The sequence below is a fragment of the Streptodolium elevatio genome (assembly GCF_040649515.1).
Taxonomy (GTDB): domain Bacteria; phylum Actinomycetota; class Actinomycetes; order Streptomycetales; family Streptomycetaceae; genus Yinghuangia; species Yinghuangia elevatio.
This window is the reverse complement of record NZ_JBEZFP010000036.1, coordinates 37,847-51,698: the sequence shown is the minus strand read 5'-3', so window position 1 is coordinate 51,698 and position 13,852 is coordinate 37,847. Positions and strand designations below refer to the sequence as shown.

The 13,852-nt window shown below is 71.3% G+C and carries 4 protein-coding genes; 1 reads left to right on the top strand and 3 read right to left on the bottom strand.

Going from position 1 to position 13,852, the window contains the following annotated elements:
- Positions 1-110: 110 nt before the first annotated feature.
- Complete coding sequence (locus AB0C36_RS16375; protein WP_358354364.1) at positions 111-1,433, top strand: DUF4437 domain-containing protein; 1,323 nt, start codon at positions 111-113, stop codon at positions 1,431-1,433.
- 96 nt (positions 1,434-1,529) lie between these two features.
- Here AB0C36_RS16375 and AB0C36_RS16370 read toward each other — a convergent pair whose 3' ends face one another.
- Genes AB0C36_RS16370 through AB0C36_RS16360 form a run of 3 tightly spaced genes read right to left on the bottom strand, consistent with a single transcriptional unit; the run spans position 1,530 to position 13,704 of the window.
- Positions 1,530-2,516 (bottom strand): RICIN domain-containing protein, encoded by a 987-nt coding sequence (locus tag AB0C36_RS16370; RefSeq protein ID WP_358354362.1) that lies wholly within the window; start codon positions 2,514-2,516, stop codon positions 1,530-1,532.
- A 47-nt stretch (positions 2,517-2,563) separates the two neighbouring features.
- Entirely contained in the window at positions 2,564-5,206 is a 2,643-nt protein-coding gene (locus AB0C36_RS16365) for a right-handed parallel beta-helix repeat-containing protein (RefSeq protein ID WP_358354359.1), read from the bottom strand.
- Positions 5,206-13,704: a hypothetical protein gene (locus AB0C36_RS16360; RefSeq protein WP_358354356.1), complete on the bottom strand. Its 8,499-nt coding sequence runs from the start codon at positions 13,702-13,704 to the stop codon at positions 5,206-5,208. The genes AB0C36_RS16365 and AB0C36_RS16360 overlap by 1 nt, the downstream gene beginning before the upstream one ends.
- Positions 13,705-13,852: the final 148 nt, after the last annotated feature.

The window sequence follows — 13,852 nt, the reverse complement described above, 5'->3', positions numbered from 1 at the left end:
ATCGGAACACCGGCGGCGCAGGCTGCGACTCGGGCCGTGCAACCTGCGTTGTCAGACAAAGCGGAACCCGAGGAACACGCAGAACACACCGACTCTGTAAGGGACGTGGCATGCGACCCCACGTGGAGACCATCCAGGAGAAGGACTACATCTGGCACCGCGCCGAATTGCCGGGCGGCGAAGGCCGGGCGAGCGAACGCCGGTTGTCCGTCGACGAGGAGGACGGGTCCTCGTCGCTGCGCGTCGACTTCCACACCGAGTGGGGGCGCGGCCCGGGCGTCCACCACGCGGACACCGAGTACTACGTCCTCGAGGGCGAAATGCGGTACGGGGACCAGGTCCTGGGGAAGGGCGGCTACGTCCACGCCCCGAAAGGCGTGCCCGCGAAGGCGCTCCGGTTCACGGAGGGCTCCCGGATCCTGCACTACCGCGAGTACGGCGACGCCGGGTTCGACGCCGTGGACTCCGCCTCCGACCCCGGATGGCCGGACGCCCGCGGCGAGATCACCGTGCGGGCCTCCGCCGAGAGCGACTGGCTGGCCGTGCCGAACGCCGGTCCCATGCCCGGGCTGTTCGTGAAGTACCTGCACGTCGACCCGGTCTCGGGGTTCTATACGCGCCTCGTGTACGCCCAGGAGGGCTGGGCGGACCACCGTCTTGCGCACCACCCGTGCTACGAGGAGGCGTACACCCTCGACGGCAAGATGGCCTACAACTTCGGCGACCTGGACGCGGGCACCTACTTCTTCCGGCCCGCCCGGGTCAAGCACGGCCACTTCGTGGCGATGGAGGGTGGCACCACCTGGCTCATGCGGTCGGACGGCGAACTGGAGAACTGGTACACCCAGAACGAATGGGTCCGCTGGGGCGGCGACGCGGTCAACTACGCGCCGGACGGCGGACGCATGACCTGGTCGTACTCCTCCCACGACATCGCGGGTGGCGGCAGCCGGCGCACCGACGGCGACCTGCGGGTGCTGCGCACCGCCCTCAACTTCCAAAAGGAGCGGGGCGCGCCGGACACCGACTACGTGCAGCACGGCACCGGCAGCGACCAGAGCCTTGTCGCCATGGCGACGGCCTTCGACCTCGCCCGCCTGGGCCAGGGCCACGGCCCCGACCACAGCCCTGACCACGGCCGCGAGACCGCACCCGGGACCGCATCCGACCCCGGCCACCACCGCCACGGCCACGGCCACGGCCAAAGCCACGAGTCCGGAGCCGCCGAAGCGTCTGCGCACTCCCACGCCGCCCTCGGCTGGCCCGCGCCCAAAACTCTGGAGCACCCCGACGAACGTATCGACGACCACGCCCACAACTGGGGCGTGGGCCGCCCGTGGAAGCGCGGCGTCGATCGGCCGCTCCCGCCGATTCTGTCCACCCTGCCGGTCCGCAGCCGCTCCCTCGGCCGCTGGGACGGGGACGGCATGTGACGCCGTCGCCGTCCCACACGTCGACCACCAGGCACCGGGCCCGTTGCCCGCCGGGATTCGGCGCGCGTGCCGGTCAGGCGCCGCCCGGCCGTCCGGTCAGCGGCGCACCCAGATCTGGTTCGAGCCGCCGTGGCAGTCCCAAAGGACCATCTCCGCACCGTCGTTGGTCGCCCGGTTCGCGACGTCCACACACTTGTCGGCGGTCCTGGAGTACAGCGCGTTGCCGCGGAGCGTGAACTGCTGCGCCGGGTTGCCGCTGCAGTAGGCGATCTGCACGACGGTGCCGTTCGCCGTGCCGCCCCAGGCCGCGTCCAGGCACAGCACGCCCTTGATCTGGATCGTGCCGTTGGACTTGATGTCCCACTTCTGGTTCACGTTGCCGTTGCAGCCCCACAGGATCACGTGCGTGCCGTCCGAACCCGCCGAGCCGCTGAGGCACTTCCCCGAGGCCGGGTTCTGCAACGGGACCCCCGGGAAGGTGGGCTGCTGCGGCGCGGGCTGCGCCGGTGGCGGAGGCGGGGCCGGTGCCGGCGCCTTGGGCGCCGGGGCCGCCGGGGGCCTGGTTGTCTGCGCGGGCGGCTGCGCGGCGGGCGCCGGCGGGTTCTGCCGCGCGGGCGGCTGTGCCGCCGGAGCCTGGGCCGCGGGTGCCTGGGGCGCCTGGGATGCGGGGTCCTGCGCGGGCGGGCCGGCGGCCGGCGGCGCCGGGGCCCCCGGTGCCGCGGGCTGCTCGGGCGCCGGGTTGCCGGACGGCGTGGCGGCCGGCGTGCTCGCGGACGCGGACGGACCGCCGGACCCGGTGGTCGCGGGCCTGCCGTACGCCGGGTCGGTCGGCACCTGGTACTGGAAGACCGGTTCCGGCGCGGCCGCGACGGTGCTCGCCCCGCCGCCGCCCGAGCCGCCCTGCGTCACCACCGCGACGAGCCCGACCACCGCGGCCACGCTCGCCACGGCCCCGAGCGTGGTCCACACGCGCCTCCCGGGCATCAGACCACGCGCCGGCCGCGCCGGTCTGCGGGCGAACGCCTCCGCCAGCGTGCTCGGCGCCGGCCTGCCCTGCGCTTTCGGTTCGTTGTCTGCGGACACGGGTTTTCTCCTTCGGGGACGAAGCGGCGGCCGGTGGGCGGGAGCCGTCAGTCGGCGCCGACCAGCCGCGGGATGTCCAGTTCGTCCAGGACCACGAGCTGCCGCTCGTCCGGAGCGTCGATCTCGGCCATACGCATGGCCTGGCGCTCCGTCATCTGCTGGAACACCTGCCGGGCGGTACGGCCGTTGCCGAACTGCGCGTTGCGCGGCATCGCCGAGAACAGTTCGGCGAGCACCTTGCGGGCCGGTCCGCTCAGGTCGTAGCGGTGGCGCGACGCCTGGTGCTCGACGATGCGCACCAGGTCCTCGGCGGAGTAGTCCTCGAACAGCAGCGTCCGGGTGAAGCGCGAGGACAGGCCCGGGTTGGAGGTGATGAACCGCTCCATGTCGCCGGGGTAGCCGGCCGCGATGACGACCACCTCGTCGCGGTGGTCCTCCATGAGCTTGACCAGGGTCGCGATGGCCTCGCCGCCGAAGTCGTTCGCGACTCCCGCCGGCACGAGCGCGTACGCCTCGTCGATGAACAGCACGCCGCCGCGCGCCCGGTTGAAGGACTCCATCGTCTTCGGCCCGGTGTGGCCGACGTACTCGCCGACCAGCGCGCTGCGGTCGACCTCGACCAGGTGTCCGCGCTCCAGCAGGCCCAGCGCCTTGAGCAACCGGCCGTACAGCCGGGCCACCGTGGTCTTGCCGGTGCCGGGGTTGCCCGCGAAGACCAGGTGGCGGCTGAGCGGCGGTGCGGGCAGCCCGGCCTCCTGGCGCATGCGGACCGTCTGCATGAGCTTGACCATGCCGCCGACGTCGCGCTTGACGCCGTCCAGTCCGACGAGTTCACCGAGTTCGGCGAGCAGGTCCTCCAGCGTCTCCGGCTGGGGCGGGGGCTCGCCCAGGTCCGACAGGTCGACCAGGAGGGGTGCGGCGGCCGGCGGCGCCGTGCCGGCCGGGGCGGGGGTGGCGCCGCGGGGCCCGGTCGGCTGCTTCGGCGGCGGGTGCGGGGCATGCGGCGCGCGGTCGGCGGCGGTGGGCAGCGAGGCGGAGGCGACGCGGATGGAGACGCACTCCTCGAAGACGGGTTGCGCGTCCTCGGCGTATCCGACGTCCTGCGCGCAGTCGAAGACCCGGCAGCCGTGGAAGCGCGGAGCGGCGTCGCGTCCCACGTGCAGTGCGGGGTACGCGCAGGAGGCGACGTCGACGTGCTCGAACACCCCGCTCGCGCCCGGGCCGAGCAGGATGCCGTTCTTGCCGGCCCCCTCGACGCGGGCGCCGCGGACGAGCGGTTCGGCGCCCTGCCCCACCACCATCCCGCTGCCGACCACCGCGAAGATCCCGCCGCCGTCCATGTGCATCCGTGCGCCGTTGTCGACGACGATGCCCGCGGTACCGGTCTCGGCGACCCGGGTGGCGTGCAAGGTGGCCAGGCCCTTGCCGCCCACCTCGACGCCTGTCTTGCGCTGCCCGGTCACCACGCATTCGCGCAGTTCGGACTCCGCGGAGGAGCGCAGGCGTACCCCGGTCTCGCCGCCCTGGACGCGTCCGGCGCGCATCGACACCGAGGCGTCGTCGGCGACGTGCACCCCGCACATGCGGGCGTCGGCCAACGTCGTCTCCCGGATCGCGGCGTGTGCCTTGTCCACAAGGGCGACCGCGTGTTCGGCGCTGCCGTCGATGCGGCAGCCGGCCAGTTCGGCCGCCGCGCGACCGCCGACGTGGACCGCGGTGAAGCCGCTGCGCGCGAGTGTCGTCGACGCCAGGGTCACCTTCGCGTCGCCCAGGGCCACGACGCCGTTGCCGGCCGGAGCGACCACGCGGCAGCCGTGCACGGTCAGTTGCGCGGTGTCGTCGGCGGCCAGCGCACTGCCCTTGGCGCCGGCGATGCGGCAGTCCAGGAGACGGACGCGGGCCTCGTGGCCGGCCTGTACGCCGCTGCGGCCGGGTTCCAGGATGCGGCAGTCCTCCATCACCACGTCGGCGCGGTCCTCCGCGAGCACTCCGTTGCGCCCGACCGCGATCAGCACGGTGTCGCGCGCCAGCAGCCGGGCGTCGCCGCGTACCCGCAGCCCCGACCCGGACGCGTCGCGCAGCCGCACGTGGTCGGCGAGCAGCACGGCATGGCCGGACAGGACCACGCCGATGCCGTCGACCGTCTCGACGGTCGTCTCCTCGAGCCGGGCCCGGGCGTCGCCGTGCAGGACGACCGCGGCGTGCCGGGCTCCGTGCAGCCGCGAGCCACGGACCACCAGGACGCCGCCGCAGGTCGGGTCGGCGAGGTCGGCGGCCAGGTCGTCGTCCGGGGTGAGTTCGGCGTTGCGGGCGCGGCCGGCCGCGTTGCCGGAGCCGAGCACGTCGACGCGGCCGTGCTCGACCGTGCAGGAGCCGACGGTGAGGCCGGCCGCGTCCTCGACGCAGACGACCGGCTCCCCCGGTTCGGCGCCGCGCAGGTGGAGACCGCGCACCAGGCAGTCCGGGGCGGCGACGGTGAGGGTGACACCGGAGGACGCGCGTACGACGACCTGTCCCGCGCCCTCCTCCGGGCGCAGCACCACGCGTCGTGCCAGGCGCAGGTTCTCGGTGTACTCGCCGGGTGCGACGGCGATCTCCGCACCGGCCGGCGCCGCGGCCAGGGCGGCCGCGATGGTGCGGTGCGTGCCCCGGCCTTTGGGGGCGACACGGACTACCTCCGGTATACCCATCAGAGATCTCCTGTCGGGATGATGAACACGTCGTCGGACGCGTTCATCCAGTCCCGTACGGCCGGTGTGATCAGGCGCAGGTTGAAGAGTTTCTCGGCGAGCTTGCCGATCCCGCCGACGACGAAGATGTCACCGAGGCCCTGCCGGTGGACGACCCGGCTGCCGATGCTGTGCTGGACCAGGGCGCGCAACGCGCCGATCGAGATGCCGTTGAGGACGCCGCTTGCGGTCGAGCTGAGGCCGAGGTACGCGGCGCCGCCGGGGGTGAACCGGACGAGGCTGCCGTCCAGAGCGCGTCCGCCGAAGATCGCGGCCTGCGAGGACCCGCTGACGAAGTTGGCGATCATGCCGGTGCCGAGGCCGAGGCCGAACTCGTAGGTGCCGCCGCGCCAGCGCGTCGGGCGTTCGGTGGCGCCCCACTCGGTGTTCCAGCTGTCGTCGTTGGGCCGCCAGCTGCCGGGCTGGCCGTAGTCGATGTTGGAGAAGTACACCTTCCAGCCCCCGCGGTTCGCGACCATGTGCGCCCCGCTGATCACGCCCTTGTTGAGCGCGCTCAGCACGGCTCCGTAGGCGGCGCGTGCGAAGTCCGTCGCCTCCCAGGCCGTGCCGGTCATGACCTTGACCGCCGCGGTGACGGCGAGGTTGACGACGAAGTCGAGTACGACCTCGTGGGCCATGTCGATGCCGAGGGACTGGAACGCCCTCAGTGCGAACGGAGTGTCCACCGCCTCGCCGCCGATCGACGGGCCGAACTCCCAGCGGTTGATCTCGCGGAAGGTCCGGTTGAGGCCGCGGTATTCGTTCAGGACGCCGGTGAAGTGGGTCTCGCGGCCGATGTGGAACGAGGAGCCGTCCGCGTTGTACTCGGAGATGTAGCCGCTGATCGGACGGTCGTTGATCGGCGTGATGCCGTTCACGTCGTAGCGGCGGGCCTGCTTGTTGAAGGCGTCCGTCTCCAGGAAGGTGCCGTCCGGGAGTTGGAACTTCTGGCGGGAGATGATGCCCTGGTCGGATTCCTGCCAGACGTGCGGGTTGAACGGGCTGTTGGTGGAGTTGACGTCGACGCCGTACTCGCGGACGCGGAACGGCTTGTCGGTGAACCACGCCTGGATCGATCCGGCCGGCGGCTTGGGCGCCGGGATCTCCTGGATGACCCGGTTGCCGAGGTTGGCGAGTTGGTCGGACCACCGGGCGCCGGGCTCCCAGCGGGTGAGCTGGGTGCCGTTCGCGTCGAACCAGTGCCGCACCCGGTTGTTGACGTTGCCGCCGAAGTCCAGGATGTTGCCGTGCGCGTCGACCTTGTTCCAGTGCCAGGTCTCGGCGCCGGCGGGGGTGACGTTGCCGCGCCACGCGAACACGGAGCCGCCGCCGAGTTGCCGGTGGTCGCGGATGAGGCGTCCGCCGTCGAAGTCCTGGAACGACTCGCGGTCCCAGTGCCATGGGGTGATCTGTCGTTCGAACGCGGTGGTGCGGACCCCGCTGTTGCCGCCGACATGCCAGGTGAACGTCTTCGGGTTGGGGCCCATCCGGCCGATCACGTCGATGGTTCCGGCGCCGGTGGGGTTGGGGAACTGGTCGGTACGCGCCACGACGACGCCGTGCGGGTTGTACATCGTCCAGTTGCCGCTGTTCATGTTGACCGTACCGCGGTACTGCGCAAGGGAGTTGCCCGCGGTGCCGTCCGGACGGACCTGGGGGGTGGGCCGGAAGTCGAGGTACGTGCCGTCGGTGAAGCCGGTGCGGATGACGTGCCACTGCTTGCCGGCGTTCGGGGTGTACCAGTCGCCGTCGCCCAGGTTGGTGGTGTACCGGTCCTGCCAGGCGATCGTCCTGGTGCCCATGCCCGGGACGTTGGTGAAGGGTCCGGCGGTGAGGCGGTGGCCCGAGAGGCCGCCGTCTCCCTCGGACCACGGCAGGTGGTTGGCCACCGGGTTGGCCCGCACGCCGGTGGTGGTGTTGATCGGCGGCAGCACGTCGCCGACCGTGAGCGTGCGGCCGATGGACAGGTTGCGGGTCTCGCGGACGATGTCGCCGGTGCTCGCGACGTCGAACGTCGCCTTGTTGTTGGCGATGAAGTGGGATCCCCTGAGGCTGCCGCCGCCCGCGGTCTCCTGGACCCAGGTTCCGACGCGGAAGGTGCTGTCCCGGAGCCACGGCACCCGGGACAGGTCGGTGTTGCGCAAGTCGGAGCTGAACAGGTTGCGGAACGCCACGGGTGGGCGCTGCTCGGCGAATCGCTGGAAGACCAGGAAGTCCCCGTTCGCCAGCGTCTTGCCGAACCCGTTCACGTTGCCGTCCGGGTGGCGGGAGACGAAAGACCGCTTGGGTATGCCGTCGGCGCCCATCTCGATCTGGTCGAACCGGCGGAAGCCGTGCAGGCTCGTCTGGAAGCGGCCGAACTTCTCCTGGACCTTGACGATGGTGCCGGTGACCGGGTGGTGCATGGTGTCGGTGAAGCCGCGGCCGGGGCCGCCGCCTCCCCAGGCGCGGTTGCCGGTGGCGATCGGCTGGAAGTCGGCGTCGAACCGCACCCATTGGCTGTCGGCGAGGCTCTGGGTGAAGGGGTGGTGGTTCAGGTTGGCCAGCACGTGGCCGCCGTCGGCGCTCGCCTGGAAGTGCCGGACGCGGATCGGCGTCCCCATGAAGCTGCGCACGTCGAAGTAGCTGCGGGTGCTCTCGCCCCAGTGGCGGGTGCCGAACGCCACGAGGTTGCCGTTCGCGCCGAACTGCGTCCACGTGCCGCGCTGGTTCACGTGCGAGAACTCGCCCAGTGATCCGGTGGAGTGGTGCGCGTCGAGGAAGCCGTTGCCGGGCAGGAGGCGGCGTTCGAACACCGTGGTGCCGGTGTGGCTGACCAGGTGGACCCGGCCCGCGCCCGAGCCGGCCATGTCCACCGCGCCGCCCTCGAACCACTTGGACGCCCCGACCCGGGCGATCGGCTGGCCCATCATGTCCAGCTTGACCATGGTCCAGGTGGCGGAGCCGCCGGCCGGATGGTTGATCTCGAAGTACCGGCTGGGGTTGAGCTGCCCGTCGCCGCGGAAGATGTTCACGCGCTGCATCTCCAGGCGTCCGGCGCCGTCGAACCGGCGGAACTCGCCTGCCTGGAGGCCGACGCCGTCGATCTGGTATCCGCCGCCGGGCCGCAGCGTGACCGGGTTCGGCAGCACGTTGAGGTTGCCGTCGAGGGCCCGCAGCCCGCCGGCGGCGTTGTCGATGAACTGTATCTGCGCCGGGTTGTTGATCTGCCCGTCGGACAGCCGGATGATCGTGAACTGGTGGACGCCGGCCCCGTTGGTGACGCCGAGGTGGGTGTTCGGAACCCCGACGGACGTGGCCTGGAAGTCCAGTTGCCCGGCCCCGTTGAAGAGCCGGAACTCACCGTTCTGGCCTTGGATGTGGTGGCCGCCCCCGGGCCGCGAGCTGATGGTCGTGTGCGGCACCGCGGTGAAGTTCCCGTCCACCAGTTGGTGGAGCCCGCCGGGGTGGACGCGGATGTTCTGGCCCAGATGCGCGCCGACGCCGTCGGTGAGGCGCAGCACCCGGAAGTCGAACGCCCCGTCGGCCGCGTGGACGGATATGTGTGCCGCGGTGGTGAGCTGGAACGAGCCGTCCGGCCGCACGGCGAAGTTGACGGCCCCGAGCGGGGCGCCGTTCGGTCCGTGCAGCGAGGCCGGTTGGACGGCGGTGCCGACGGGGGCGTGTGCGGACGTGGTGAACACGAACTGGTTGATCGGTCGACCGTCGGCGCCGCGCAGTCCGGTGACGTCGAAGTGGGGCATGCCGTTCGGGTTGACGACCATGTGGCCGGCGGCGCCGCGTTCGACGCGGAAACCGCCGCCCGGCATGCCGATCTGTTCGACGGCCGTCGAGTTGCGGATGTTCGTGAGGTTGGGGCCGCTGCCCATGCGTACGGAGGTGGCGTCCACGCGAATGAAGTCCCCGGCGAAGGGGCCGGCCTGGATCCGGACGGCTTCGAACCGGAAGCCCCCGCCTGGCGCGTGTTGCGTGTAGGAGCCGTCGGCGCGGGTGAGCCTGATGTCTGTGGTGACGGTGCCGACGGTGAGGTTGCCGTTGACGTTGCCCCGGACGTCCGTCGGGTTCGCGTTCGGGACGGCGGCCGGGCCGACCGGCGTGTGCACGTACCCGACCGGTGTGCCGTTGCGGCCGATCGGCACCGTGACGTCGTGGGTGCGTACGCCGCCGCTGGTCACCACGATGTTGCCGCCGGGGTGTTGCACCAGGTAGCCGCCGCCGGTCTGCGGCGTGACCGTCGTGTGCGGAATCGCGTTGCCGTTGCCGCGCGTGAGCAGCGGTGCCGGGTTGGCGGCGTCCGGCAGCCGGATGAAGCCGCCGGGTGCCCCACCGCCACCGGTGATCGGCACGGCCTGGTGGGAGAACGCGCCGTTCGGGGTGTGGACGTCCAGCACGTTGTTCGGCTGGCCGGTGTTGACGTGGAAGGTGTTGTCGACGCGGGCGACCGTGGGGCCGGTCGTGTTGCCCTGGAAGTCGCGCGTGGCGGGCAGCGGGTCGCCCCCGGCGGCGGGTGTGAAGACGTATTGGCCGGCGCCGTTGCCGCCGTTGAGCGGGACGACGTCGTGCAGGCGGTTGCCCGCCGCGTCGACGTGGAACTGGCCGCCCGCATGCTGGATCCGGAAGTCGTTGTGGAGCTGCGGCGTGACCGAGGTGACGGGGACGGGCGTGCCGTCGCGGCCGGCCAATTGCGGGTTGGCCCCGTGCGGGTCGCGGATGTGGCCGCCCGGCACACCCAGCCCGTCGAGGTTCGTCAGCGGCAGGGAGTTGTGCGAGAAGTGTCCGGTCGAGTCGAACACGCGGACGGTCGGGCCGGTGCCGTTCGGGACGACGTGGAACTGGCCGTTGGTGCTGGCGGGCGTGGTGACCGTGCCGAGGTTGTGCACCGCGTTGGCGCTCACGACGGTCGAGGCGCCGCCGCCGGTCGGGGTCAGGATGTGCAGCGGCGTTCCGTGGCCGGCGCTGTCGACCAGTTGCAGGCCGGTGCCGGAGGGCAGGCCCGTCCCCGTGTCGTACAGGTGGAACCCGGTCGGGCTGGGCACCACGATGCCGGCCGTGTCGAAGTCGACCGCCCGCCCGCCGGGGTGCGGCACGGGGGTGCCGCCGGCGGTGTGCCGGACGCCGGTGGGCACGTCGTGCGCGTTGACGTCCACGGTGACGATCGACCCGTTGTGCGGGCCGCCGTTCAGCCGGAAGATCCGCTGGATGTCGGTGATCTGCCCGCCGGCCGCGCCCATGGTGATGTTCCAGCGGCGGATCTCGACGTTCGCGACCACGGTTTGGTCGACCTGTACGACGTTGCCGCCGGGGCCGGTGAAGTGCCGGGTGTTGAGGTTCGGCGCCGGTGGCGCGCCCGAGACGCCGACGGACCGGATGCCCGCGATGCCGCCGTCGTGCGCGACCAGGACCTCCATCCGGCCGCCGGGCAGGTTGGGCAGGTTGACGAAGTGCGGGGTGGGCGGCGGGGGCGGTGGGGGTACGTTGCCCGCGGCCATCATGTGCACCGTGACGTTCGTGCTTCCCGGCGCGGGGGTGGTGAGTTCGTACAGCTCGTCGTAGTGGCTGAGCAGCGGGTCCCGGTCCAGGCCCGGGATGTGGGTGAGGGCCGACTCGTTGTCCGGCCCGGAGACCGGGCCGGTCCCCTGGCCGTCGACGATCTCGTCCTTGAGCAGCTGGTGGTTGTTCTGCGCGTTGAGTTCGAAGTCCCAGCGGTGCACGGAACCGTTGCCCAGGGCCTGTTCGATGCGCAGGATGTGCCGGTCCCCGACGGTCATGGGGGTCGCGGTGACGTCGGTGCGGACGCTCACCGGCTGGATGTCGACGTCCAGGGTCTGGCCGTTGTGCATGCTCGGAAAGACCCGGACTTCGACGCCCGCGAGGCCGGGGATGCTGTCGAAGGTGTGCGCGAGGTCGTACTCGATGTGGGTCAGCGCGAACACCTGGAGGTTGCGGGCGCCGGGGTCCGCCGCGCTGGTGGACACGTTGCCGAACATCACCTGGCTGCCCTGCACGTCGATGTGCGTGTTGGCGGTGATGTCGACGTCGCCGGTACGGCCGCCGAGTCCGACGACCGTCGTGTCGCCGTTCCCGTGCGCGGCCGGGGTGTGCGCGCTGAGGTCGGCGGTGTCCAGGCCGCCGGCGCCGTGGATGCCGCCCGCGTTCGGGGTCTCGATGTTCGCGCTCGGGGAGTGCGGTACGACGCTGTGGCTCGCGGCGTTGACGTGCACGACGTTGCCCAGCGCGGTGATGCCCGGGGTGGGGACCTGCCCCGGGGTGCCGACGGCGCCCAGGTTCGGGGTGACGGTGTGGCCGACGCCGGGGAGCGCGCCGACGTCCGGCATGGCGACGTGCGAGTTGACCGGCATTGCGGTGATGCCGTTGACGTTGACCGTCGCGTTGTCGCCCAGTCCCAAATTGGCCGGGCCGCCGAGGTTGTTGGTGGTCAGCGACGGTACGTCGACCAGCCTGGCGTCGACGGCGGGCAGTTGGATGCTGCCGAGCGCGGGTGTCTGGACGCCGCCCGCGTTGTGGCCGAGTGACGGGGTGAGCGATCCGTTCAGGTTGGCGACGGGGGTGGCCTGGACGTCGGGCAGGTTCATGTGCGGCATCGCCGTCGTGGACAGCTGCGGCGTCCCGATGTTGCCGAGCTGCGGCAGGTTGACCCCGTGCAGCGCCTCGATGTTGGCGGGGCTGATGGCACCGGTCGACGGCATGTCCGTGATCAGGTGCGGGGACGCCGGCATGCTGAGGTCGACCTTGTTCACGCCGTGCGTCACGGTGTTCAGGTTGGGGATGCTGATGTGGCCGAGGGTGGCGGGGAGGGCGCCCAGTCCCCCGGCGCCGAGTCCGTTGACCGAGGGCGTCGAGCCGAGACTGCCCGCGATGTTGGTCAGGCCGAGGTTGTTCAGGCTCAGCATCGGCATGTCGGCGAACTTCGCCCCGAAGGAGCTGAACGGCACCACGGCGCCGAGGTTGCCCGCGTTGCCGAGGTGGGTGCCCAGCGGTGGGAAGTTGCCGAGGTTGAACCCGCCGTTGAAGGCGCCGAGGTTGGGGATGTTCACCGTGCTGAAGTCGCTGAAGGCGTTGGTGAACTGGTTGTTCATCGGTGGGATCCCGAACGAGCTGTTGAACGAGCCCAGGTGGACCGCGCCCATGCCCTCGACGTTGATCTTGCCCAGGTTCGCGAGTTCGTTGCCCGGGCCGAAGGCGCCCAGGCCGGCTCCGACGCCGCCGGAGATCTTCGAACCGGCGCCGAGGAACTGGCCGTTGGCGAACGCGCCGTAGCGGTACATCCCGAAGATGCCGCGGTCGATGAAGCCGATCCGGAAGGCGAGCCCGAGGCCCTTCCCCATCTCGTCGGCCGCCACCGGCAGGAACAGCCGCAGGCTCTTGGCGCCGCTCAGCCCGTTGACGACCATGCCGCCCAGGCCCTTGACGGCGTTGATGGCGGTGGCGATGCTGCGCAGCCCGAAGAACATCTTGGCACCGGCCAGGTTGATCACGGTCAGCTCGGCGCCGAGCGGGAAGAAGCGGATCCCGTTGAAGGTGCCGCCGAAGCGGGCGAGTTCGGGAATCGTGGTGAAGACCGGCCCCAGTTTGAGCCCCTGGATCCCGCCCTTGATCCAGGAACCGGCGGCACCGACCACGTTGTCGATCCCGAGTCCGGTGCGGACGAACAGGCCGAGCGAGTTGGCGCCGCCCAGGAACAGGTTCTTCGTACCGATGATGCCCCGGCCGGTGAGGGTCTTGATGACGTTCCACAGGTTTCCGAGGTGAAGTCCCTTGGTGGTGGGGGCGATCACGCCCAGCACCGCCAGGACCAGTTCCGTGACGCCGGCGTTGCCGTGCGCGAAGTCGATCGCCGTCTTGATCAGCAGGGCGACGTTCAGCCCGATCGCCAGGAGGGCGATCGGGCCGCCGAAGATGATCGCGGGCACGATGAGGATGATGGCGATCCAGGTGAGCGCCTTCCAGAACTCCTCGCACTCGTCGACCGGGGAGGCGATCGACTCGGCGGCGGTGTCGATCACCCCCTCCGCCGCGGTGGAGGCGTTCTCCAAGGCCTCCTTCGCGTTCTCGGCGATGGTCTTCTGCGCCTCGCGGCCCGTGTCGTCGTCCTCGGCCAGCGCCTGCGCCGCGGTGAGCGCGGCGTCCGCGCGTGCCTGCTGCTCGCGCATGGCCGCGACGTAGGTGACCAGGGCGCCGCGTACGTCCTCGTGCGCTTTCTTGTAGGTCGAGATGTAGTCGCGCAGCCGGCCGTCGATGACGCCGCGCAGGGCGTCCGCGGTCTTGCCGACGAAGATGGCGCTGGAGGTGTTCTTGACCTCGGTCAGGCCGCTGTCGATGGTCGTTGCGAGGTTGATGTACACCAGCTCGGCGGCGATCACCCGGTCGATGCGGTCGGGGTCGCCGGGGGTCGGATCGCTCGAGAGGCCGAGGGCGCTCCAGTCCGCCGGTCGAGCCATCGAACGTCCCCCTTGGTCGCAGTCGGGGCTACCGTGACCTTCTGTACGCACCGTTCGATCAGAAGGTTCAATCTATCGTCCGGAAGCGTCAGTTGAACCTTTGACCGTTCCGCCACGTACAAAACCGGAGGCCGTTCGCGTCGAGCGC